Below are 23,665 nucleotides of genomic sequence, written 5' to 3'. Positions count from 1 at the left end.
TATGAAACGGTCCGAAAAACAACGATGTGCACCCTTGTGCGAAGCGGCGCGAGGGTTTTGGGTGGGACGAGTCATTGCCGGTCCGGCTCAACCGAAGCCGGGTCCGGCGACATGGTGGAATCTCAGGAGGATCCCGACATGTCCGATTCGGTGAGTGACTGTACGGAGCCCCGCTCCGCCGTCACCGAGGCCGATGTGGAGGCTCTGGTCCGCGGTATCTGCTTCAAGACCGGACCGCCCCGCACGCTCGGTGTCGAACTGGAATGGATAGTCCACGAGCTGCGGCGGCCGCAGCTCCCGGTAGCACCCGAACGACTCGATGCGGCCTACGCCGCATTGCGGACCGTGCCCCTGCGTTCGGCGCTCACCGTCGAACCCGGCGGCCAGCTGGAGCTCAGCTCCGCTCCCGCCGCCTCGCTGATGGAGTGCATCGGATCCGTCTCCGCCGACCTCGACGCGGTACGCGCGCTGCTGCGCGAGGCGGGTCTCGGCCTCCGTGGATACGGCCACGACCCCTGGAGCCCCCCGACCCGCTATCTCCATGAGCCGCGCTACGACGCCATGGAGTCCTACCTGGACCGCGCCGGACCCGAGGGCCGCGCCATGATGTGCTCCTCCGCGTCCGTCCAGGTGTGCCTGGACGCCGGGCACGAGGAGCCGGGGCCGCTCGGGCACGGGCGGCGCTGGTGGCTGGCGCACCAGCTGGGCGCGGTCCTCGTGGCCGCGTTCGCGCACTCCCCCATGGCCCATGGGCGGGCCACGGGCTGGCGCTCGACCCGGCAGTACCTGTGGGCCGCCATGGACCCGGGGCGTTCGAGTGCCCCGCCCCTCGACGGCGACCCACGAAGGACCTGGGCCCGGCACGTGCTGGACGCGCCGGTGATGTGCATACGGGCCGACAGCGGCCCCTGGCAGGTACCGGAGGCAATGAGTTTCCGGGAGTGGACCCGGTCCGGCACCCCGCCGGACCGCGGCGACCTCGACTATCACGTCTCGACCCTGTTCCCGCCGGTGCGCCCGCGCGGCCATCTCGAACTGCGCATGATCGACGCCCAGCCGGGTGACGACGGCTGGATCGTGCCGCTGGCGGTGACGGCGGCCCTCTTCGACGACCCCGAGGCCGCCGAGATCGCCTACCGGACGGTCAAACCCCTCGCGGAGCACGGCCGTTCACTGCCCGCTCCGTGCAATCCGCTGTGGATCGAGGCCGCACGCCAGGGTCTGGCCGACCCCGAGTTGCACGAGGCCGCCGTCATCTGCTTCGCGGCCGCGGCCGAGGCGCTGCCCCGGCTCGGCGCCACCGCCGAGGTGCAGAACGCCGTGGCGGAGTTCACCGACCGCTATGTGGCCCGGGGTCGCTGCCCCGCCGACGATCTGCTGCTCCAGCTCCACGGGAAGGACCTCCGCACATGACCGACCCCGGGTCCCCGACCGACCCCGACACGCTCCGGGCCCGCGCGCTCGACGCGCTCACCACCGCCCGCGAGCGCACCGCGCTCCTCACCACGTGCGTGGACGAGCCCGACCTCACCGCGCAGCACTCGCCGCTGATGTCCCCGCTGGTGTGGGACCTGGCGCACATCGGCAACCAGGAGGAGCTGTGGCTGCTGCGCGCGGTCGCCGGGCGTGACGCGATGCGGCCCGAGATCGACGGGCTGTACGACGCGTTCGAGCACCCGCGCGCCGAACGGCCCTCGCTGCCGCTGCTGCCGCCCGACGAGGCCCGGCGCTATGCGTCGGAGGTGCGCGGCCGGGCGCTCGACGTCCTGGAGAGCACGGCGTTCCGTGGCACCCCGCTGACGGAGGCGGGCTTCGCCTTCGGCATGATCGCGCAGCACGAACAGCAGCACGACGAGACGATGCTGATCACCCATCAGCTGCGCAAGGGCCCCGCGGCACTGACGGCACCGGACCCCGCGCCCGCGCCGCCGTTCACCGGTCCGGCCGAAGTCCTCGTTCCCGGCGGCCCGTTCACGATGGGCACCTCGGCCGAACCATGGGCGCTGGACAACGAACGGCCCGCACACGAGCGCCTGGTGCCGTCCTTCTACCTGGACACCACACCGGTGACGAACGCCGCGTACCAGGCGTTCATCGAGGACGGCGGCTACGGTGACGAGCGCTGGTGGACCGCCGAAGGCTGGGACCACATCCGCTCCCACTCCATCGAGGCGCCGCTGTACTGGCGCCGCGAGCAGGGGCAGTGGCTGCGGCGGCGTTTCGGCGTCACCGAGCCCGTGCCGCCGAACGAGCCGGTGCTGCACGTGTGCTGGTACGAGGCGGACGCGTACGCGCGCTGGGCGGGGCGCCGGCTGCCCACCGAGGCCGAGTGGGAAAAGGCGGCCCGTCACGACCCGGTCACCGGCCGCTCCACCCGCTACCCGTGGGGCGACGCCGACCCGACGCCCGAGCACGCCAACCTCGGGCAGCGGCATCTGCGTCCGGCTCCGGCGGGAAGCTATCCGGCGGGCGCCTCTCCGCTCGGCGTACGGCAGTTGATCGGCGACGTGTGGGAGTGGACGTCGAGCGACCTGGAGCCGTATCCGGGGTTCACGGCGTTCCCGTACAAGGAGTACTCGGAGGTGTTCTTCGGGCCTGAGCACAAGGTGCTGCGCGGCGGTTCGTTCGCCGTGGACCCGGTGGCCTGCCGGGGTACGTTCCGCAACTGGGACTATCCGATCCGGCGGCAGATATTCTCCGGGTTCCGCACCGCTCGCTCGGGAGCTTCCTGATGTGCCGTCACCTGGCCTACCTGGGGCCGGCGGAGCCGCTCGGCAGGCTGCTCGTGGAACCCGCGCACAGCCTCTTCCGGCAGTCGTGGGCGCCCCGGCGGCAGCGGTACGGGACCGTCAACGCCGATGGTTTCGGGGTGGGCTGGTACGCCGAGGAGGACCCGGTGCCGGCGCGGTACCGCCGGGCCGTGCCCATCTGGGGCGACCAGTCCTTCGCCGACCTGGCCCGTGTCGTACGGACCACCGCGCTGCTCGCCGCCGTACGGGACGCGACCGTGGCGGGGGCGGACGGGGAGGCCGCGGCGGCGCCGTTCGCCGCCGGCCCCTGGCTGTTCAGCCACAACGGGGCCGTCGCCGGCTGGCCCGACTCGCTGGCCCCCCTGGCCTGCTCGCTCCCGCCCACCGAGCTGCTGTCGCTGGAGGCGCGCTGCGACTCGGCGCTCGTCTGGGCCCTGGTCCTGAACCGGCTGCGCGGCGGCGACGAGGAGGGGCAGGCGCTGGCCGACACCGTGCTGGAGGTCGCCGCGGCGGCCCCCGGCTCCCGGCTCAACCTGCTGCTCACGAGCGGCGAGACGATCGCGGCGACCGCCTGGGGCGACACGCTCTGGTACCTCGCCGAGCCCGGCCGCCGCACCGTTGTGGCCTCCGAACCGTACGACGACGATCCGCACTGGCAGGAGGTGCCGGACCGCACGCTGCTCGCCGCGAGCCGCACCGACGTCCTGCTCACCCCGCTCAAGGACCCGCGGGAACAGGGGGGCCCGCCGGAACACGGTGAACCGCACACCCACATGGCATCCGCACCACCGAAGGAGCCCCGTACGTGAGCCCGTTCCTTCTCACCCGCACCCTGCCCGAGGACACCACGGACGCGGCCCTGCGCGCCGACGTCCTGCACGGCCTCGCCGTCCCCCGGGGCGCCGGCCCCGCTCGACCTGGGGAGACCGCCAAGCCCAAGACGCTTCCGCCGAAGTGGTTCTACGACGCGCACGGCAGTGAGCTCTTCGAGAAGATCACCGAACTGCCGGAGTACTACCCGACGCGCGCGGAGCGGGAGATCCTGATCGCCCGGGCCGCGGAGATCGCGGCCGCGACCGGCGCGCGCACCCTGGTCGAGCTGGGTTCCGGCTCCTCCGAGAAGACCCGGCACCTGCTGGACGAGCTGACCGGGCTGCACACCTACGTCCCGGTCGACGTCAGCGAGAGCGCGCTGACCCAGGCGGGACAGGCGCTGATCGCCGAGCGCCCGAATCTGAACGTGCACGCGCTGATCGCGGACTTCACCGGCGGTCTCGCGCTGCCCGGCACGCCGGGTCCGCGGCTCGTCGCGTTCCTCGGCGGCACGATCGGCAATCTGCTGCCCGCCGAACGGACGGCGTTCCTCGCCTCCGTACGGACCCTGCTGTCGCCCGGGGACGCGTTCCTGCTCGGCACCGACCTGGTGAAGGACGAGTCGGTCCTGGTCGCCGCGTACGACGACGCGGCGGGGGTGACGGCGGAGTTCAACAAGAACGTGCTGACGGTCGTCAACCGTGAGCTGGGCGCCGACTTCGACCCCGACGCCTTCGACCACGTGGCCGTCTGGGACGCCGAGAAGGAGTGGATCGAGATGCGGCTGCGGTCGCGGACGGCGCAGACCGTGAAGATTCCGGCGCTGGATCTGGCGGTGGACTTCGCGGACGGCGAGGAGCTGCGGACGGAGGTCTCCGCGAAGTTCCGCAAGGACGGCGTACGGGCCGAACTGGCGGCGGCCGGCCTGGACCTGACGCACTGGTGGACGGACGAGGAGGGGCGTTTCGCACTGTCGCTGAGCGTGGTGCGGTGAGGATCGTTCCCCTGTCACCCTGACCGGCGTCATCCTGACCGGCGTCACCCTGACCAGCGTCATCATGACCGGCTTGCGGCCGACGGCGAAGCGTACGGCGGCCGCAAGCCGGTCAGGGCTCGGCCAGGTCTCGTTCACATGCCGTGCGGCGGGCTCGCGAACGGGTCGGCGGACTCGTCCTGCCGGACCACGCACAGGGCCCAGATGATGAACGCCGAGAAAGCGATCATCACGACCGACCAGACCGGGTAGTACGGCAGGGAGAGGAAGTTGGCGATGATGATCAGTGCGGCGATGGCCACCCCGGCGACGCGCGCCCACAGCGCCATCTGGAAGAGTCCGAAACTGACGATCACGGCGACGACGCCCAGAATGAGATGGATCCAGCCCCAACCAGTGAGGTTGAACGCGAACACGTAGTTCCGTGTCCTGAAGAAGACGTCGTCCTCGGCGAGCGCCATGATGCCCCGGCACACATCGAGTATGCCGGCGATCATGAGCATGACTGCCGCGAAAATCGTCAGGCCTTCGGCCCAGGGCCGGTCGACCGTCTGCCCGTGCGCTGTGTGTGTCGCGGTCATCCTGCTGCCTCGTTTCCGTCTCGTGCGGTGCGCTCAGCGACCGGAAGTGGAGGGGCCGGCGTTGGCGCCGGTGCCAGTACCCGCGCCTGCGCCTGCGCCTGCCGACGGGCCGTAGTCGCTCAGGACCAGTTCCTTCGCCTTGCGGAACTCCTCGTCCGTGATGTCACCGCGGGCGCGGATCTCGGACAGCTTGGCGAGTTCATCGACGCTGCTGGACCGGCCGCCGCCCTTGGCGGTCTCCCGGACGTAGCTTTCGAAGGACTCCTGCTGCGCGCGCGCCTGCGCCACCTCACGGCGGCCCATGCCCTTGCCGCGGGCGATCACGTAGATGAAGACGCCGAGGAAGGGCAGGACGATGACCAGCACCAGCCAGCCGGCCTTGGCCCAGCCGCCCATGTCGTCGTCACGGAAGATGTCGACGATGATCCGGAAGAGCAGGATGAACCACATGATCCACAGGAAGAACACCAGCATGGACCAGAAGACGCTCAGCAGCGGATAGTCGTACGCGAGATACATCTGCCCACTCATTTCTTCTCCTCCGTCCCGGGCGCTCGCCCGGCAGCCGTTCTCTGCCGCCTTCAGCGTGCCCACGGCAAGGTCCGTGCGGATCACCCGAGACGGGTGAACGGACGGTCCCCGCGGCTCCCGGTCGCCGGGGTCTCAGACCGTCCCGCCGGGTCCGTGCGGCCCCGCGCCTCGGGACCTGCGGAGTGCCGCTCGCCAGGCCAGGGCGAGGGCCACCTCGGCCAGGCCGAGCAGGACCATCCACAGACCCAGCAGCCGGGTCAGCGCCCGGGCCGACTCGGTCGGCAGGGCCAGCACCACGATCCCCGCGACGATGGCGATCACCGCGACGCCGAGGACGAAACCGCGGTGGGGCAGGTCCTTGGCGGCGATGGCCGTGTAGAGGGTCAGGATGCCGGACACCAGCCAGACGATCCCGACGATCAGCGAGAGCCCGGCAATGGTCTGCAACGGGTTCCTCAGACACAGCACCCCGGCCAGCACGAACGCCACCGCGAGGAGCACCCCGGGCAGCCGGTCGCCGTGCTCGTCCCGGGAGAAGGCCGCAACGAACCGGAACCCCCCGATCACGAGCAGGTACAGGCCGATGAGGACCGCCAGGATGTGCAGGGTCTCGTCCGGCCAGACCAGGACCAGGACGCCCGGCACGAGCGTGGCGACCGCGGAACCCAGGATCCACGTCCATGAGCGCCCGAGTGCCGCCAGCACTTCCGCGGGATCGCCGTCCGACGGCCCGGGGGCCGCCCGGTCGGACATCTGTTCCGGTCCGGTATGCGGTGTCGGACCACGCGGCACGGTCATGGCTCCTCCTCGCGCGCTCGAGCGGATCGTCCCGGACCGCCGACGGGGCGGTGTGCGGGGATCTCACCGGGCCAGCGTCCCGCCCGAGTCCGGCCACCGGGTCACCCCCGGCGGGTGATCCGTGCGCACCGCCGGGGCGATGGGGCGGGCACCGCAGGACACCCGGTCACCGCGGTCGTCCTGTGTCTTCCTGGGGCACGTCACGCGGTCGTCCTGTGTCTTCCTGGGGCACGTCACTCCGGCAGCTGGCGCATCTCCAGAACCCGTAGTCCCAGCGACTGACAGCGGGCCAGCAGCCCGTACAGGTGCGCCTCGTCGACGACGGAGCCGAACAGGACTGTCTGACCGGACATCACCACGTGGTCCAGCTCCGGGAAGGCTCTGGTCAGCGTCTCCGACATGTGTCCTTCGACGCGGATCTCGTAGCGCATTGGCTGCTCTCTCCCGGGTGGCCGGGGACAGGCGGGCTGCGCCCTTCCCTGCGATCGTCCGCCTCGGCGAACCGTCCCTGCCTCACCCCGTGGAGGTGATACGTCGCCGGTGACGCGTCGCCCGGCTCGGGCGCCATCGGTGTCAATGCGTCAGGGAGATCTTCAACGCGATGATCAGCAGACCGAGCACCAGATTCACCGAGGCACTGACAGCCACCAGGCCCCACGAGGCGCCGGCCCGTCGAGCCGCGGCCGCCGACCAGCCGACCTGGCCCGCCACGGCGACCGAGAGCGCCAGCCAGAGAGCACCCTGTACGCCGAGGCCCAGCAGGGGGCTGACGGCCACGGCGGCGGCCGGCGGGACAGCGGCCTTGACGATCGGCCACTCGTCGCGGCACACATGCAGCACGATCCGGCGGTCCAGGCCCTGCTGTGCCATCCGCGCCCCGAACAACTGGGCGTGCACATGCGCGATCCAGAACGCCACACCCGTGAGCAACAGCAGCAGCACCAGCTCCACGTACGGGAACGAGCCCAGGGTCCCGGCGCCGACGACCACCGAGGCGGCGAGCATGGATCCGTAGACGCCACCGGTGTAGTCGGCATGGGCCCGACGCTCGGCGCGCGCTCGGTCCGTGACGTGCCCGGTCTCGGCCATCGCGGCCTCCCTCGAAGTCAGCGGGTCCGGTCGATCGCGTCGGCCGGAGCGCCCGAGTCGGGTCGCTTCGGACGGCCGGCCGGACGACTCGGCAGATGCGGTGTGACCAGGAAGCCGGCGAGGGTGATTCCCCCGGTGGCGAGAATCGCCGCCCTCAGACCGCCGAGCTGCGCCGAGGCGTACGACTCCGCGAGGGCGTCGGCCTCGGAGGGCGGCAGCCCGGCACGCTCGGCCGCCGAGCGCACCTGCTCGGTGGGCACGAAGCTGATCCCCGCTTCGAGGGCGACACCGGTCTGCTGCCGGGCTTCCCGCGACAGGCTCGGGTTGTCCTCCACCTGCGTGGTGAAGGCGTTGGCCAGGGCGCCGATGAGCAGCGATCCGATGAGCGCGGTGCCCAGCGCGGAGCCCAGGTTCTGGGCCGTGAACTGCAGCCCGCCGACCTCGCTGCGTTCCTCCTCGCCGACGCTGGACTGCACGACGTTGCCCAGCTGCGAGGCGAGCAGGCCCATGCCCACGCCGAGCAGGGCCATGGCCCCGGCGAACTGCGCGTCGTCGATGACCGGGTCGATGGTGGCCAGCAGCCACATGATGGAGGCGGCCAGGGTCACCAGGGCCAGTCGGACCACCCGGCGCGGCCCGGCCACCCGCCCCAGGCGGGCGGCGCACATGGAGGTCACGAGCATGGTGACGGACACCGGAAGCAGCCGCAGTCCGGTCTGGAAGGCGTCGAACCCCTGAACCACCTGCAAGTACAGCGGGATGGTGAAGAACAGTCCCAGCAGGATGAGGTTCTGGCACAGCAGGGACAGCAGGCCGGAGCGCAGTGCGGGCTTGCCCAGCAGGGGCAGGTGTACGAGGGGCTCGGCACCGAGGGCGTCCCGGCGCCTCTCCCAGCGCAGGAAGCCGGCCAGCACGGCCACTCCGGCGCCGATCACGAACAGCGTCGGCGCGAAGCCCAGGACGGTGAAGGGCGGGTTGCGGGGCTCCACCCATCCCCAGGTGCCGCTCTGGAGCACACCGAGCACGCCCAGCGCGAGGCCGGCCGCCGAGAGTGCGGCGCCGACCCCGTCCAGCCGGGGGCGCGGACCGGTCCGGGGGGATTCCGTGATCACCCGGTGGAAGCACAGCACGGCCAGGACGACCACGACCTCACCGGCGAACACCAGCCGCCAGGTGAGGTACGTCGTCACCCAGCCGCCCAGCAGCGGGCCGACCGCGATCCCGGCGCCGGCGAGTCCGCCGATGACGCCGAAGGCGACGGCCCGGTCCCGCCCGCGGTAGGACTCGGCCACGAGGGCCGCCATGGCCGGCAGCACCATCGCGGCACCGAGTCCTTCGATGACCGACCAGCCCAGCACGAGGACCCACAGGGTGGGGGCCGCGGCGGTCAGGGCCGACCCCGCGCCGTAGACGACGAGACCCAGGAGGAAGAGGCGGCGGCGCCCGAAGATGTCTCCGAGCCTGCCTCCGATGATCATGAACGCCGCCATGACCAGCGCGTACAGCGTGATGACGGCCTGGATGGCGGTGACCTCGGTGTCGAAGTCCTCGACCAGTTGACTGATGGACACGTTCATGACCGAGGTGTCGAGGACCATCAGGAACTGGGCCGTGCCCAGGACGATCAGCGCCCGCCAGTGCGTCACGATGTCCACCTCGCCGAGTCGGCCCGGCGCGCCGGCGCGGCCGGCCGGGCAGCGGCCGGCGCGTGCCCTGCCGCCACCCCCATCGCATCCGCAGAACTCCCCCTGCGCCTCACCCGCCACGGGCGAGCCGGACGAGCCGCGAAGGCGCCTGCCCAGCCGCGGGGGCCTCGGCGGTCCGTCATGCGGCCCGGCCCCCACAGGGCCGTGGTCACAGCAGCCGCAGCTCGCGCGCCCGGCGCACCGCGTCGTGGCGCCGGTTCACCGCCAACTTCCGGTAGACGCTTTTGAGGTGGGTCTTGACCGTGTTCACCGACACATACAGATCGGCGGCGATCTCTTCCGTCGACATCATCTCGGCCAGCCGTTGCAGCACCTCGCGCTCGCGGCCACTCAGCTCCTCCACGACCGGCGCCGGCGGTTGGTCCACGGGCCGGGGCCCGCCGTGTGGCGGCGGGCCGGGGGCGAGCCAGCCCGCGGCCAGCCCGCGCAGTGGCGCCGTGCCCAGCAACGGACGGATCCACGGTCCGGCTTCGAGGAAGGGGCGCCGCAGCCGCTCACGCCGTGCCTCCTGGAGGGCCTGGGCAACCAGCCTGCGCGAGGTGGCGGAGTCCCCCGCCGCGTCCGCGGCCTGCGCCCGCACCAGCGAGGCCCGGACGGTCACCCCCGGGCCGATACGGCCCTTGGGGTGCAACCGGTCGAGCAGGTCGATCGCCGCGCCGGGATTGCCCGCGGCGAGCTGGGCCCGCGCGGCCCCCACCGCACACGCCGGCTGGTCGTCGGGCACCGCTTGCAGCAACTCCGCGGCCGCCTCCGGCCGGCCTTCGGCCAGGTGTGCGGCGGAGGCCACCAGCGCCGTGTGCCCCTCCGCCCAGGGGGAGACCACGTCCGCGGCGACGGCCGGTCCGGCCGCCTCGATCGCGGCGTGCGGGTTGCCGCGGGCCAGCAGCAGACGTGCGGTGGCGATGGCCCGCCCCGCTTCCCTCACCGGGTCCCGCATCGCGCGGTGCGTGTCGGCCGCCGCGTCGAGGAGGGCCTGGGCCTCACCCAGTTCGTTGCGGTCGACGGCCACGGCGGCCAGGACCAGCAGTCCGATGCCGGAGCCGGACGCCTGCGGCAGGCTGAATCGCTCCGTCTCGCCCAGCGCCGCCAGGGCCTTGCGCTCCGCCCTGCCGAGCCAGCCGTTCAGGTAGTCGATCAGGGCCAGGTGGCCCAGGGACTCCTCGCGCGGGAGCGCCGTCGAAGCTCCCCCGGAGCAGGCTGCCACCGTGGTCAGGGCGGCACGCGCGTCCTTGAAGCACCCGGCCCACAGCCGCGCCGAACCAAGGTGCGTCAGCAGGAGGGCGGTGAGTTCGGGATGCTCGTCCAGGAGATGCGAGGACACCTCCTCCTGGAGTTTCCCGGCCGCCTCCGCGGCCGCCTCCGCCCTGCCCGGCGAACCGGTCAGGCGGGCCGCCAGGGCTTCCAGCAGAGCACAGCTCAGCCGGGCCGCCGCCAGGCCGGCCGAGTCATCCCCCGTCGGCATCCGTTCCCCGGCCAGGCTCTGCTCGGCGTGCCGCAGATGGGTCAGGCCGCGGTCGAGGTCACCCCGGGACAGGTCACGGGCCGCGCGTACGAGCTCCGTCGCGGGGCTCGTGGCTTCGGGCCCCATCCGGGAGAACAGCTCGGCCAGGTCGTCGGAGCGAAGGCCGGTGAAGAGCTGACCGATGGCGAGGTCGTCGACGAGGGCACCGGCAGTGAACTCCCAGTCACCGGCGGCGGCACCGTGGCCGAGCGTCTCCGCGAGGGATCCGGAGCGCCGCAGCCACTGCGCGGCCCGCCGGTGGAGTTCGGGCTCCAGGCCGGGAAGGCGCACCCGCAGATGGGCGCGGAGAATCTCCCCGAACAGCGGGTGGAGGCGGTACCACGCGTGCCCGAGGTGCTCGACGAACGCGTTCTCGCGGTGCAGCCCGGCCAGAATGGCCTCCGCGTCGCTGCGGTCCGTCAGCGCGTTCGCCAGCTCGGGACAGAAGCGCTCGAGGACGCTGACGCGCAGCAGGAGGTCCTGCGTCTGGGGGGGCTGCCGTTTGAGCACCTCCGCCAGCAGGAAGTCGGCGACGGTGCTGCGGTCGGCCTCGAACTCCTTCAGATACGTCTCCGGATCCGGGCGCTCCTGCGCGGCCAGGGCGCACAGCCGTAGTCCGGCGGCCCACCCTCGGGTGCGTTCGACGAGGCCGCGCGCCGCGTGCACCGAAAGGCGCAGACCGTGCAGTTCGAGCAGCGCGGCCGCTTCCTCGGGGGTGAAGGCCAGCTCCGCGTCCCTGATCTCCGTCATGTCGCCGGCCGCCCGGTAACGGTGCAGCGGCAGCAACGGCTCGGTGCGGGTGACGAAGATCAGGCGCATGCCCCGACCCGCGTGGTGCAGGACGAACTCCAGCTGGTCCGCGATCTCCGGGTCGGTCACCCGGTCGTATTCGTCGAGCACCACCACCACGGGCCGGTCCCGGACACTCAGGTCGGCGGCGAGTCGCGCCAGCAGCGTGTGGTCCACGCGGTTCGCGTCCGCGGGGAAGCCGACCTCGGCGGGCAGCGGCACATCACAGGCGCGCAGGGCCTGGAGCAGGTACGCCCAGAACGTTCCGCACCCCTGGTCCGCCGCGTCGGTGGTGAGCCAGGCGACGGACCGGTCCTGCCCCGCGGCCCAGTCGGCGACCAGCAGGGTCTTGCCGGCACCCGCGGCTCCGTTGACCATGGTCAGCGGTGTCCGGAGGGCGTGGTCGAGGTGCCTGACCAACCGCTCCCGCCGCAGGAACGTCCCGGGGCGCGTCGGCAGGGCGAACCGGGTGCGCAGAAACGGGTCTCCCTGGGGATCGGCGCGTGGCGCGGTCGGTTCCGAGCCGTTCTCTTCCAGCCCTGCCATGGCGCTCACCACCACTGTTCGTCAGGACATGGGCAGCGCTCCCCCTTCAGCATCCCAGTGTTCCTGCTCGTGCGCGCCATATGGCGTCCAGCCCTCCCACGGGGGCCGTGATCAGTGGGCCGGGCGTTCTTCGGGTGCGGTCGCGCCGACGGCGGAGCACGCTGGAAACACGCCGGGATACGGGGTAGCCGTGCGCCGGAGCAAGCACAGGACGGAGTTCGGAGGTGGTCCCTGTGCCGCACAGCGATCCCGGCCGGCGAGTGGACGAGACAACCGCCTCGATGCTGGAGGCGCTGTTCACGCAGTCACCGATCGGGCTCCACCTGCTGGACACCGACCTGCGGGTGGTGCGCATCAACACCGCCACCCCCGGCATGCGTGGCGTGCCCCTGGACGACCTGAAAGGGCGCCCGGTCCGCGACGTCTACAACCTCGTCCAAGGCGTCGACCTGGAGGCGCTCCTGCGCGAGGTGCTGGACACCGGGGTCCCTGTGGTGCAGCGCATCGTCCGGGCGCGAAGCAACGGGGACCCGCCGCCGGAGCGGCACTTCGAGATCACCGCGCTGCGCCTGGAGAATCCGCGCCGGTCCGTGCTCGGGGTGGCGGTCACCGCGATCGACGTCACCGAGCGGGAGCGGGCCCGCACCCGCACCGAGGTGCTCGACGCCGTGCGCCGGCACGTGGGACGCACCCTGGATCCGGTCGTGACCGGCGCGGAACTCGTCCCGACCGTGGTCCCCGCGTTCGCCGATATCGCGATCGTGGAGGTGGTGGAGGCCGTGATCCGCGGCGACGACCCGCCGCAGGCCCCGCCGCCCGCGAGCACGCCCCTGATGCGCACCGCGTTCCGCAGCACCCGTACGCGGCCGCCGCAGGCCCATCCGGTGGGCGATGTCCGCCGCCTGCCGGCTCCGACCCCGTTCACCCAGGCCCTGGCCGACTTGAGCCCGCGCGTGGTCGCGCTCCATCCGACCGCCCCGTGGCTGTCCGTCGATCCCCCGCGCGCCGAGGCGATCCACTCATCGGGAGCCCATTCGCTCCTCGTGGTTCCCCTGGCGCTGCGCGACGCGGCCCTCGGCGTCGTCAGCCTGTACCGCACCGGACAGTCGCCCCCCTTCGACGAAGGTGACCGGGACCTCGCGGTCGAGCTGGCCACCCACACGGCGCTGTGCATCGACAACGCGCGGCGCTACACACGGGAGCACACGGTCGCCGCCACGGTCCAGCGTCAACTGCTGCCCCGCAGCCCGGAGACCCACGCGTCACTGGACACCGCCTACCTCTCCGTCACCGGCGCCGATCCCGGGGTCTGGTACGACACCATCGCCCTGTCCAGCGCCCGCACCGCCCTCGTCGTCGGCAAGGTGTCGGGGCATGGTCTGAACGCGGCCGCGACCATGGGGCAACTGCGCACCGCCGTACGCTCCCTGTCGGCGTTCGACCTCTCCCCCGACGAGCTGCTCGCCCGCCTGCACTACACGGCGGGCCAGCTCGCCGCCGAACGCGCCCGGCTCCCGCTCGGCGATCCGCTGCGCCGCGAATCCCTCACCGCCGACTGCGTGTACGCGGTACACGACCCTCTGACCGGCACGTGCGCGATGGCGGCAGCCGGCCCCCTGGTCCCCCTCGTCGTGTGCCCCGACCGCACGGTCACCGTCCCCGGCATACCGGCCGGGCCGCGGCTGGGCGCGACGGAGGGCGCGCCCTTCGCGACCGTCGGCGTCGAGGTTCCGCACGGAAGCGTCCTGGTGTTCGCCAGTGATCCGCTCCTCACCTCGTATCTCGCCGAATCCTCAGAACCGTTGTCCACGGCGCCGGACTACCACGACCGTCCGCTCCAGGACCTCTGCGACGCCCTCGTCTACGCACGCCCGGCAGGTCTGGGCGCCGGCGATGCCGCGGTGATCGTCGCGCGCACCCGGGCCTTTCCCCCCGACCGGTTCGCCGCGTGGCCGCTCGACGCCGACCCGGCGTCCGTGGCCGTCGCCCGCCGCCGTACCCGCGGGCAGCTCGCCGCGTGGGACGTGGACGACGAGACCGCCTTCAACACCCAGCTCATCGTCAGCGAACTCGTCACCAACGCGGTCAGATACGGAAGCGCGCCGTTCGAGCTCCGCCTGATCCATGACCGCACCCTGACCTGCGAGGTACGGGACGCAGGCTCGGCCGCACCGCATCTGCGCCACGCCGGTACGGCCGACGAGGGCGGTCGTGGTCTGTTCATCACCGCGCAGCTGGCACAGGCGTGGGGCACCCGTTACACGCCGCCGGGCAAGACGATCTGGACCGAGCAGGCGCTGTCCCCCGGCACCGGCCCGGCCGAATCGCTCTGACCTTCCGAGCAGGGTGGCCGCCGGAGTCACGACAGTGTCCGGGTGATCCGGCGTGAGGCGCGGCGGGCCTCCGTCGCGGGATCGGCGCCGGTCAGCACTTTCGTCATGTAGTCCTTGACCGGGTTGTCGGCCTCGACGGCGGCCCAGTCCGGGGACGAGGGGGTCGCCCGGCCCTGCGCGGCGCCCGCCGCCATGGCCGCGACGCCCTCCTCGCCCTCGACCGCGTCGGCGAGGGTCGTCTTGTTGGGCACGTAGTTCATCGTCCGGGCGAGATCCGTCTGCCACTTGCCGCCGGCGAGCGCCGCGACGACCGCCGTGGCGCCACGGCGGTCGTCGGTGTTCTTGGGGACCACGAGGTCGGAGCCGCCGGTGAAGACGGCACCGGGCCGTGCCGCGGTTCGGCCGGGGACGGGGAAGTAGCCGAGTTTGTCCCTGAGGTCGGGATTCTTGCGCACGACGGCCTGGGCGAGCCCGGGTACGGCGACGATCTGCGCCACCCGCCCCCGCGCGAACACCCCGGCCTGCGGCGGGTGTTCCTCGTCGGCGTCCGCGGGCCCCGTACCGAGGGCCTGGAGCCTGCGGTAGAAGTCCATGCCGCGCAGGGCGGCGGACGTGTCCAGGCTGCCCTCCCAGGTGCCGGAGGAGGGCTGCTCGGCGAGGTCGCCGCCCTCGTCCCAGATGAATCCGGCGAGGGTGTACCAGTCCTGTCCGGCCAGGTAAATACCCTGGACATCGTGGGAGTTGAGCTTCTGGGTGTCGGCGAGCCACTGGTCGCGCGTCTTCGGGGGACCGGCCAGGCCGGCCGCGGCGAACAGGTCCTTGCGGTAGATGACGACGCGGTTGGCCGCGTACCACGGGATGCCGTACTGGCGGGAGCCGAACCTGCCGGGTTCGGCGAGACCGGGCAGCCAGTCGTTCATGCCCCAGTCGCGTAACGACTCGAGGGTGAGGTCGAGCAGCCCGCCGCCGTCGACGTACTGGGCGACCTGGGTGTTGCCGACCTCGATGACGTCGGGCCCGTCGCCGCCCTGCCGTCGGAGCGCCGTCTGCACCTTTTCGCCGATCCCGGTCCACTGCTGGATGCGGATGTCGAGCCGCAGATCGCCGTGGGCCCGTTCGAACTCCTTGGTGAACCGGGCCAGGAACTCCTTGGACGCGCTGTCCTTCATCAGCCATACGGTGACGGTCCGCCGCCCGGTCCCCTCTCCGGGCAGGGCGCCGCAGGCGGTGAGCAACGAGGCAAAAACGCAGAGGAGAGCGAGGAGTCGACGTCTCACGAGGGGTCCAGTTCTGTCTTGCGGACAGGGTCAGGGGGCCCGGCGTGGGGGACGAGCGTGGCGCTCGTGCGGGTGTGCTGGATTTTGGTATGGACCAATGCGGAGGTCAAGGGGGAGCGGGGTGACGGGCCGACGTCTCGCGCTCCGCCGCACCTTGCGGCACCGTTGAGTGACGCGTGACACACCTGTCACGGCCGAGAGGAGCACCCGCATGTCCGACCACACCTACCGGGTCACCGAGATCGTCGGCACCTCGACCGAGGGCATCGACCAGGCGATCCGCAACGGCATCGCCCGCGCCGCCCAGACCTTGCGCAACCTGGACTGGTTCGAGGTCACCCAGACCAGGGGCCAGATAGTGAACGGGCAGATCGAGTACTACCAGGTCGGCCTGAAGGTGGGCTTCCGCCTGGACGACGGCGACTGACCCCTTCGCCCCCAGGGCCCGACGGCGCCCGTCAGGTCCGCCCCTCACCCTCCTGCGCCTCCTTGAGCGCCTCGGACGAGGATGCCCAGCGGGCCCGTACGACGGTGAAGCCCGCGCGCTCGGCGTCGACGCACACCAATTCGTCGTCGTCCACGAGCACGCGGACCTCACGGTCCCGGGCGAGTCTGCGCAGGATCTCCAGCTTGGTGACGCGGGCGGGCCGGCGGTCGCCGTTGCCGCGCATGAACACACGCCCCTCGGGCAGCCCCTGGGCCGCGAGCCAGTCGAGGGTGTCGCGGCGGCATCGTTCGGGACGCCCGGTCAGATAGATGACCTCGCACTCCTCGGCGCTCTCCCGCGCCAGCGCCACGCCCGCCGCCAGCGGCGGATCCTTCGGGGCGGCGGCGAAGAACGCCTCCCAGTCCCGCGGCTTCCGCTCCAGGAACCGTTGCCGGTGCGCGGTGTCGGCGAGGGTGTTGTCCAGGTCGAATACGGCCAGTGGCCTGCTCTTCTGCGTCACACCGACCACCCTAGGCGGGCCCCGACTCGCCCGAACGGGCGACTCGGGCGGTACGAATCGGTAGACCGGTTGCCGGTTGCCGGTTGCCGGTTGCCGGTTGCCGGCCGCCGGTCAACGGTCAGCAGCCAGCAGCCAGCAGCCAGCAGCCAGCGGAACGGTATTCCGGCTGCCGTTCGGGGGACAGCCCGTCGCAGGCCTCCCCTGTACGAACCCGCCCGCGCCTCAGCTCTCGGCGTGCCGCTGCGCCGACTCGTTCTCCTGGGCCAGGCGCCGTAGCGCCAGCAGCGCGGGTTCCAGCAGGACCGTGAGGAGCAGCGCGCGTTCGGCCACCTCCAACGGGTCCTCGATGCCGTCCAGTTGGTCGAGGTCCAGGACCGCGGTCCGTTCCGCGAGATGCGCGTACGACAGCAGAGCGCGCCGGTCCAGCGGGGCGCCGAGCGTGCGCAGCGAGGTCAGGGTCTCTGCCAGCGCGGACCTGGCCGGCGCCGACTTGTGGACGTCCCAGCCCAACTCCTGGATCAGCGAGTCGACTTCGGCCGGCTCCGGGGAGTCGTCGGCGGACTCCTCGGCCAGCCGGATCGAGCCGAGGGTGAGACCCAGCAGGGAATGGGTGTCGCCCGCATGCTCGGCCAGGGCGCCGAGAACGTCCCGGGCGGCACTCACGGGCAGCCCCCGTACGCCGGTCAGCGCGCGGATCAGACGCAGTCTGCGCAGATGGTCCTCGTCGTACCCGGCCTGGGTGGCCGACAGCCGGCGGCCGGCCGGAAGCAGACCTTCGCGAAGGTAGTACTTGATCGTCGTGACGGAGACGCCACTGCGGCGGCTCAGCTCGGACATGCGCATCGGGACGGCTCCGCTCTGGTCATTGGATACCTTCACTGTCTAACATGGATAGTGAAGGTATCCAATATGCCCTCCACGCCGTCCCGCGCCGCTTCCGGAAGAAGGCCGTCGCCATGCCCACGCTCCCCTGGACCACCGTCGAAGAACCCGCACCGGGCGCCGAGGCGTTCGTCATGGCGTCCCGCCTGGAGGTCCGCAGGTTCGCCGACGTGCCGCGCTTCTTCCTGCGCTCGCTCGCCACGTGGAAGCAGGTGAAGAGCGCGCCCGGCGCGTTCGGCGCCTCGCTCGTCGCCGAACCGCTCAAACGCACCTTCTGGACCCTGTCCGCCTGGGAGGACAAGGAGGCGCTGTACACCTACGTGAAGACCGAACCACACCGGACGATCATGAACGGTCTGCGGTCCACGATGAGCGGCTCGGTCTTCACGTTCTGGCGGACACCGGCCGGCGAGCTGCCCGTCGACTGGGCGGACGCCCGACGCCGGCTGGCCGAACAGGAACGCGCCGACCTCTCGAACTCCGGTGGCCCGAAGGCCACTTGACCGCATCCGCCCCCATCGCTCCGCACCCCGGTTCACTCCGGTTCACCCCGGTTCACCCCGGCGGCAACGGCTGCTCGGCCCAGATCGTCTTGCCCGGAGGGTTCTGCCGACTGCCCCAGCGCCGGGTGAGCTGGGCCACGAGCAGCAGGCCGCGGCCACCCTCGTCGTAGGCGTGCGCCCGACGCAGGTGCGGTGACGTGGCACTCCCGTCGGAGACCTCGCAGATGAGCGAACGGTCGCGGATCAGCCGCAGCTGGACGGGCGGTTCGCCGTAGCGGATCGCGTTGGTCACCAGCTCACTGACGACCAGTTCGGTGACGAACGCCATCTCGTCGAGCCCCCACGTGGTCAGCTGCTCGAGGACGGACTGCCGGGCCGCGGACACGCAGGCGGCCTCCGGCGAAATGTCCCAGGTGGCCACCTGGTCCGCGCCGAGCGCGCGGGTGCGGGCCAGCAGCAGGGCCACGTCGTCACTGGGACTGTCCGGCAGCACCGACTTCAGCACGGAGTCGCAGAGGGCCTCCAGAGAGGCGCCGGGAAGGACCAGCGCGCGGCACAGCTCGGCGGTGCCGCGGTCGAGATCGCGGCCGCGGCCCTCGATCAGCCCGTCCGTGTACAGGGCGATCAGCGAGCCCTCGGGCAGTTCCCGTGCCGTCGCCTCGAACGGCAGACCCCCGACCCCGAGCGGCGGTCCGGCGGACACCCTGACGACCTGCGCGGTGCCGTCGGGCAGCAGGACGGCCGGCGGCGGATGGCCGGCGGACGCCAGGACCAGCCGGCGGGAGACGGGGTCGTAGACCGCGTACAGGCAGGTCGCGCCGAGCTCCGCCACCTCCTCGCCGCTCCCCTCCGTCGCCAGGTGGATCACCAGGTCGTCGAGGTGGGTCAGGAGTTCGTCCGGCGGCAGGTCCACGTCGGCGAGGGTCCTTACCGCCGTGCGCAGGCGTCCCATGGTCGCCGAGGAGTGAATGCCGTGTCCCACCACGTCGCCGACGACCAGGGCGACCCGGCTGCCGGACAGCGGGATCACGTCGAACCAGTCGCCGCCGACGCCCGCCGCCGAATCCGTCGGGAGATAGCGGTAGGCCACCTCCGTGGCCGCGTGTGCGGCCAGGCCCCGGGGCAGCAGGCTGTGCTGGAGGGCCAGCGCCATCGACTGCTCGCGGGCGAAGCGGCGGGCGTTGTCCATGCAGACGGCGGCGCGGCTGGCCAGTTCCTCGGCGAGCGACGCGTCGTCGACGGCGTAGGCGTCCTGGTTCTTGACGCGGATGAACACCGCGGCGCCCAGTGTGGTGCCGCGGGCCAGCAGGGGCACCGTCACCAGCGAGTGCGCGCCTTCGCGGGAGGCACGGGTTCCGACGTTCCGCGCGTTGCGCTCGCCGACCCACCGGTCGAAATCCGGGTCGCCCGCACGGCTGCGCACCGCCCGCCCCGACGTCAGCGCCCGGGCGGGCGGGGAGAACGGGGGGTAGGTGTCCGTCTGGCCCAGCCTGACGGCCGCCTCCGGGGTGCCCTCCGTGACGGATCCGTGCGCGACCCGGCGCAGTACGACGCCGGGTCCGTGGTCGCCGGCCGGTTCCTCCGCGCCCAGCACCCAGTCGAGCAGATCCACGCTGACGAAGTCGGCGAAGCGCGGTACGGCGATGTTCACCAGCTCCTCGGCGGTGCGCACCACGTCCAGAGTGGTCCCGATGGCGGCCGCGGCCTCGTTGAGCAGGGCGAGCCGCTGCCGGGCCTCGTGCTGCTCGCTGCTGTCGAACGCCGCCATGGCGACCTCGTCCACGGCGCCGGTGTCGCCGCGTACCGGCCACATCTCGATGCTCCAGGCGCGTGCCGGTCCCCCTGCGGGGGCACTGGTGTACGTCTCGTAGCGCAGGGGTGTCCCGGTCTCGACCACCTTGCGCAGGTTCAGCAGGAAGCCGCGGCTGGTCTTGTCCGCCGGGACGGTGTCCCCGTAGAACCGGCCCACCAGGGACTCCTCGGCGCCCCCCATCCCCCGGCAGGCGCTGTCGTTGAGCCGCAGGAAGCGGAGGTCCGTGCCGAAGGCGCACATGGGGACGGAAGCCTGCTGGAACGCCCGGCCCTCCGGGGTCGGCTCCGGCCCGCCGGGCCGCTCCGCGGTGATGACGTATCCGTGCGGTCCGCCGTCCGGGCCGAGGACGGGGCACGCAGTCAGGGCGATCTCCACGGGGTGACCGTCGCGGTGTCGCAGCACGGCGACACCGGTCAGCACGGTCACACCGGTCAGCGCGGCGGCCGTCTCCCGCAGCGCCGCTTCGACGAGCAGGTCGGCCGCCGCCCGGCCCACGACGTCCTCGGAGCCGTATCCCGTCAGCTGCCGGGCACCTTCGCTCCACGCCGTCACGACGCCGTGGTCGTCGACGATCGCCGCAGCAGCGACACGCTCCATGTGCCCCAGAATGATCCCATACCGGAGCCGTAACAACTCGGCGGCCGTACGGACGCCACCGTTCCGGTCGACCCGGGGTGAGTCCCGGCGCATGCGTGATCACGCGAGGGACGTCGAGCGCGGACCGAGGACCGTCAGGGCTCGCCGTCACCCCTGTCCGGGAGCAGGAAGTGGAACCCGGGCCGGGGGTGCATGAGGAAGTCGTGGTGGGAGATGTTCCACGCGTAGGCGCCCGCGAGTGCGAACGCCACGCGGTCACCGGCCCGCAGTCCGCCTGCCGGTACCTGCCGGGCCAGGACGTCCTTCGGGGTGCACAACTGGCCGGTGAGCGTGACCCGTTCGGCCTCGGCCGCCGGCCGGGGCCACGGATGGGGCCAGCCGTCCACCGGCAGCACGGAACAGGGCTGGTCGTGGCCCTTGGTCGCCGGTGTCCGCAGGTGGTGGGTGCCGCCGCGCACCACGGCGAACTCCTCGCCGTGGCTGCGCTTCACGTCCAGCACCTCGGTGGCGTACCAGCCGCAGTACGCGGTCAGCGCCCGGCCCGGTTCGATGCGCAACGTCAGTTCCGGATGCGCGTGTGCGAGCCGGGCCAGACCCTTCCCGTACGTGACCCAGTCGAAGCGGCGCTCGGGGGCCGCGTAGTCCACCGTCATGCCGCCGCCGACGTTGACCTCGCCGAGCCCGACGCCGTGCTCCCCCGCCATGTCCGTCGCCCAGCCGACGACCGTCTCCGCCACCGCCAGCTGTTCGGGCGCCTCGAGTCCGCTGGCCAGGTGGGCGTGGACGCCGCGCAGCTCGAGGTGCGGGTAGGTGCCGTCGGTGAGCAGCCGGAGCACCGTACCGGCCTGCGCGGGGTCGAGGCCGAAGGGGGTGGGCCGGCCGCCCATCGCCAGGGCGCTGCCGGCCAGCGAACCGTCCCGCACGGGGAGGTTGAAACGCGGCAGGACCGCCACCCGCGTGCCCGGGGTGACGCGGCGGGCCTGCTCGGCGAGCATGTGCAGTTCGTACTCGCTCTCCACGTGGAAGCGCTGCACGCCCCCAGCCAGCGCGGCCGCCACCTCGTCCGGAGTCTTGCCGGGGCCGCCGAAGGCCAGCGGGCGGCCCGGCACCGCCTGGGCGACATGGGCGAGTTCGCCGCCCGAGGCCACCTCGTAGCCGTCGACGTACGGGGCGAGCGCGGCCAGGATCTCCGGCTCCGGGTTGGCCTTGGCCGCGTAGTACAGCTCGACGCGCTCGGGAAGCGCCGCCCGCACACCTGCGGCATGTGCCCGTAGCTCCGCCAAGTCGTAGACGTACGCGGGCAGTTCGCCGGGGGCGAGGGTCCGGATGCGGTCGCGCACCGCGGGCGTGGGTACGGTCATCGGGCGCTCCGGGCCGTGTGGCGCAGGATGTCCTCGGCGAGCGGTGAGGCGAGCCGGACGTATCCGGCGTCGCGGTCGGCCTTGCGCTGCCAGCGGGTGAGCAGATTGGCCTTGGCCGGGAGCGGGACTCCGGCGAGCAGAGCGGCCAGTTCCGGTGGGCAGCCGTACCGGTCGGCGTAGGCCTGGAGGGTGGCGCGGACCTGCGCCCACAGCGCGGCCTCCGTCTGCGGACGCAGGTCGGCGAGGGCGGCGAGCAGTTCGGCGACGTGGTTGACCAGCAGGCAGTAGACGACGCGGTCCCAGCCGCGCTGGGCGTCGTACGTCATCGCTCCGGCCACGTCGGGCGGCAGCGCGGCGAGTGTGCCGGCGTGGCGTTCGGGGACGAGCTTGGTGCCCTCCAGATCGCGGAAGAGGACCTGGGTGGGCATGCCGTCGCCGTCGACGCAGATCAGCACGTTCTGCAGATGCGGTTCGAGGACCAGCCCGTGGTCGAAGTAGGCGGCCAGTACGGGCGGTACTAGGAGGTCGAGGTAGGCCGCCCACCAGTCGAGGACGGTCCCCGGGCCCGCGGCGGCGAGGAGGCGGGAGATGTGCGCGGGCCCGGTCGGGTACTCGTCGGCGACGGCGGCGGCGAGCAGCGGGGTGATGCGGGGCAGGAGCCGTCCGGGCAGGCCTTCGCGGACGATGACGCCGAAGCCTTCGAGCAGCTCGCGGTCCGGCGTGCCGTCGGGCCCGGGGAGGGCGAGGCTGCGGTAGGCGGGCTCGCGCAGTACGGCGCTGCCGGGGAAGCGGTCGGCCAGGTCGGCCAGGACCGGGCTCAGGGCGCGGGTGAGGGCGACCGCTCCGGCCAGCTCGTAACTGGCGTTCTTACGAAGGCAGTTGGTGATGCGGACGTTCAGGCTGAACTTGAGGAACGTCTCGCCGTCGTAGAGCGTGCGGACGGACGCCGTGGCGGCGAAGGGCCTTCCGCCCTCGCCGAGGTCGACGATGTCACCCCGGTCGAGGGCCGCGCGCAGCGTGGGGTGTTCACGCAGCATCTCGTACTGCCAGGGGTGGACGGGGAGCAGCCGGTGGCCGTGCGGCACGTCCGCGCGCTGCCGGTCCAGCGACGCGGCGGCCGCGGGTTCGGCCATCTCCTCGGCGATCAGGTGCGCCCGGACCGCGAGGTGCCGCAGCGGGAACGAGGCGCCGGCCTCCGGCGCGTACGAGGACCAGGAGCCGGCGCTGCCGGTGCGCGCCTTCGGGGTGGGGTGGAAGCGGTGTCCGAACACCAGCGACTGTTCCGAGGCCACGTAGGCGGAGAGAGCGTCCGTGGCGAGCATGGCGGCCGGGGTGTCGTCCGCCGGCCGTGCGGCGAGCCCGGCCGCGACGGCCCGATGGCTGGAGTCGACCTGCTCCAGGAACTCCTCGTTGCGTACCCCCGTGCGAAGGGACAGCTCGTCGTGCACGTAGGTGGCCAGCCGCTGCCAGTCGACCTCCGGCCAGCCGCCGTGGTCGTCGTCCTCGCACACCGGCCCGCTGAACCGGTGCGCGCCCACAAGGGACGTACGGCGCAGGGCGATGCGCAGCAGCACACCGCGGCGGGGCAGGCGCAGCAGCAGGTGGCCGTCGGCGACGGCGGTCTGCCGCTCGGGTCCGGAGACCTCGCGCAGCAGGCAGTTGAGCAGGGTGTGGGTCACTGCCTGTTCGGCGGTGGGCGGTCGGACCGGGGCGGTGCGGCGGGGAGCGGCATCGAGCGAGTCGGTCAGTGCGGGCATCAGCGGCTCCAGCGGGGGCGGAGAGAGGGCAGGGTGGGGACGCATACGGTGATCAGGACGATGGCTCCGGCGGTCGCGGCCGTACCGGCCTCGCGCG

General features: G+C 72.3%; 20 protein-coding genes. 7 read left to right on the top strand and 13 right to left on the bottom strand.

Annotated elements, in window-relative coordinates:
• Positions 1 to 138: 138 nt before the first annotated feature.
• From egtA to egtD, 4 genes are read left to right on the top strand one after another with little or no spacing between them, the layout of a single operon-like run.
• Positions 139 to 1,413, top strand: a complete 1,275-nt coding sequence (gene egtA / locus SAVERM_RS37690; RefSeq protein ID WP_010988736.1) for an ergothioneine biosynthesis glutamate--cysteine ligase EgtA — start codon at positions 139 to 141, stop codon at positions 1,411 to 1,413.
• On the top strand, positions 1,410 to 2,732 hold the full coding sequence (gene egtB / locus SAVERM_RS37685) for an ergothioneine biosynthesis protein EgtB (protein ID WP_010988735.1): 1,323 nt from the start codon (positions 1,410 to 1,412) through the stop codon (positions 2,730 to 2,732). Before egtA ends, egtB begins: the two co-directional genes overlap by 4 nt.
• Entirely contained in the window at positions 2,732 to 3,559 is an 828-nt protein-coding gene (gene egtC / locus SAVERM_RS37680; RefSeq protein WP_010988734.1) for an ergothioneine biosynthesis protein EgtC, read from the top strand. The genes egtB and egtC overlap by 1 nt, the downstream gene beginning before the upstream one ends.
• Entirely contained in the window at positions 3,556 to 4,557 is a 1,002-nt protein-coding gene (gene egtD, locus SAVERM_RS37675) for an L-histidine N(alpha)-methyltransferase (protein WP_010988733.1), read from the top strand. The genes egtC and egtD overlap by 4 nt, the downstream gene beginning before the upstream one ends.
• A gap of 134 nt (positions 4,558 to 4,691) precedes the next feature.
• On the opposite strand, the gene SAVERM_RS37670 is transcribed toward egtD, so the two are convergent.
• The 7 genes from SAVERM_RS37670 to SAVERM_RS37640 form a co-directional block, all read right to left on the bottom strand.
• Entirely contained in the window at positions 4,692 to 5,138 is a 447-nt protein-coding gene (locus SAVERM_RS37670; protein WP_010988732.1) for a DUF7144 family membrane protein, read from the bottom strand.
• 33 nt (positions 5,139 to 5,171) lie between these two features.
• Positions 5,172 to 5,669, bottom strand: a complete 498-nt coding sequence (locus SAVERM_RS37665; RefSeq protein ID WP_010988731.1) for an SHOCT domain-containing protein — start codon at positions 5,667 to 5,669, stop codon at positions 5,172 to 5,174.
• Between the two features lie 132 nt (positions 5,670 to 5,801).
• Positions 5,802 to 6,467, bottom strand: a complete 666-nt coding sequence (locus SAVERM_RS37660) for an HdeD family acid-resistance protein (protein WP_010988730.1) — start codon at positions 6,465 to 6,467, stop codon at positions 5,802 to 5,804.
• A gap of 233 nt (positions 6,468 to 6,700) precedes the next feature.
• On the bottom strand, positions 6,701 to 6,898 hold the full coding sequence (locus tag SAVERM_RS37655) for a hypothetical protein (RefSeq protein ID WP_010988729.1): 198 nt from the start codon (positions 6,896 to 6,898) through the stop codon (positions 6,701 to 6,703).
• Between the two features lie 142 nt (positions 6,899 to 7,040).
• Positions 7,041 to 7,556: a hypothetical protein gene (locus tag SAVERM_RS37650; RefSeq protein ID WP_037647115.1), complete on the bottom strand. Its 516-nt coding sequence runs from the start codon at positions 7,554 to 7,556 to the stop codon at positions 7,041 to 7,043.
• 17 nt (positions 7,557 to 7,573) lie between these two features.
• A complete protein-coding gene (locus SAVERM_RS37645; protein ID WP_010988727.1) occupies positions 7,574 to 9,400 on the bottom strand; it encodes an MFS transporter in 1,827 nt (608 codons plus the stop codon).
• 10 nt (positions 9,401 to 9,410) lie between these two features.
• A complete protein-coding gene (locus SAVERM_RS37640; protein ID WP_171033147.1) occupies positions 9,411 to 12,098 on the bottom strand; it encodes a winged helix-turn-helix domain-containing protein in 2,688 nt (895 codons plus the stop codon).
• 260 nt (positions 12,099 to 12,358) lie between these two features.
• On the opposite strand from SAVERM_RS37640, the gene SAVERM_RS37635 reads away from it, so the two are divergent.
• A complete protein-coding gene (locus tag SAVERM_RS37635) occupies positions 12,359 to 14,431 on the top strand; it encodes a SpoIIE family protein phosphatase (RefSeq protein WP_242432220.1) in 2,073 nt (690 codons plus the stop codon).
• A 26-nt stretch (positions 14,432 to 14,457) separates the two neighbouring features.
• On the opposite strand, the gene SAVERM_RS37630 is transcribed toward SAVERM_RS37635, so the two are convergent.
• Positions 14,458 to 15,708 (bottom strand): extracellular solute-binding protein, encoded by a 1,251-nt coding sequence (locus tag SAVERM_RS37630; RefSeq protein WP_010988724.1) that lies wholly within the window; start codon positions 15,706 to 15,708, stop codon positions 14,458 to 14,460.
• 211 nt (positions 15,709 to 15,919) lie between these two features.
• On the opposite strand from SAVERM_RS37630, the gene SAVERM_RS37625 reads away from it, so the two are divergent.
• Entirely contained in the window at positions 15,920 to 16,135 is a 216-nt protein-coding gene (locus tag SAVERM_RS37625) for a dodecin (protein WP_037647113.1), read from the top strand.
• Between the two features lie 31 nt (positions 16,136 to 16,166).
• On the opposite strand, the gene SAVERM_RS37620 is transcribed toward SAVERM_RS37625, so the two are convergent.
• Both SAVERM_RS37620 and SAVERM_RS37615 read right to left on the bottom strand, forming a co-directional pair.
• Positions 16,167 to 16,655, bottom strand: coding sequence for a phosphatase domain-containing protein (locus tag SAVERM_RS37620; protein WP_037647210.1), 489 nt, complete (start codon positions 16,653 to 16,655; stop codon positions 16,167 to 16,169).
• Between the two features lie 222 nt (positions 16,656 to 16,877).
• Positions 16,878 to 17,498, bottom strand: a complete 621-nt coding sequence (locus SAVERM_RS37615) for a MerR family transcriptional regulator (RefSeq protein ID WP_037647112.1) — start codon at positions 17,496 to 17,498, stop codon at positions 16,878 to 16,880.
• Positions 17,499 to 17,611: 113 nt separating this feature from the next.
• On the opposite strand from SAVERM_RS37615, the gene SAVERM_RS37610 reads away from it, so the two are divergent.
• Positions 17,612 to 18,040, top strand: coding sequence for a DUF3291 domain-containing protein (locus SAVERM_RS37610; protein ID WP_037647111.1), 429 nt, complete (start codon positions 17,612 to 17,614; stop codon positions 18,038 to 18,040).
• A gap of 52 nt (positions 18,041 to 18,092) precedes the next feature.
• Here SAVERM_RS37610 and SAVERM_RS37605 read toward each other — a convergent pair whose 3' ends face one another.
• The 3 genes from SAVERM_RS37605 to SAVERM_RS37595 all read right to left on the bottom strand — a co-directional run bounded on the left by SAVERM_RS37605 (position 18,093) and on the right by SAVERM_RS37595 (position 23,568).
• The gene (locus tag SAVERM_RS37605) at positions 18,093 to 20,450 is read right to left on the bottom strand and encodes a SpoIIE family protein phosphatase (RefSeq protein ID WP_037647109.1); all 2,358 of its coding nucleotides are present in this window, start codon (positions 20,448 to 20,450) and stop codon (positions 18,093 to 18,095) included.
• Positions 20,451 to 20,584: 134 nt separating this feature from the next.
• Complete coding sequence (locus SAVERM_RS37600; RefSeq protein WP_010988718.1) at positions 20,585 to 21,811, bottom strand: type III PLP-dependent enzyme; 1,227 nt, start codon at positions 21,809 to 21,811, stop codon at positions 20,585 to 20,587.
• On the bottom strand, positions 21,808 to 23,568 hold the full coding sequence (locus tag SAVERM_RS37595; protein ID WP_037647107.1) for an IucA/IucC family protein: 1,761 nt from the start codon (positions 23,566 to 23,568) through the stop codon (positions 21,808 to 21,810). Before SAVERM_RS37595 ends, SAVERM_RS37600 begins: the two co-directional genes overlap by 4 nt.
• Positions 23,569 to 23,665: the final 97 nt, after the last annotated feature.

Origin of the sequence: Streptomyces avermitilis MA-4680 = NBRC 14893 (assembly GCF_000009765.2) — a bacterium.
GTDB classification, from domain to species: domain Bacteria; phylum Actinomycetota; class Actinomycetes; order Streptomycetales; family Streptomycetaceae; genus Streptomyces; species Streptomyces avermitilis.
This window is presented reverse-complemented; position numbering and strand designations above follow the sequence as displayed.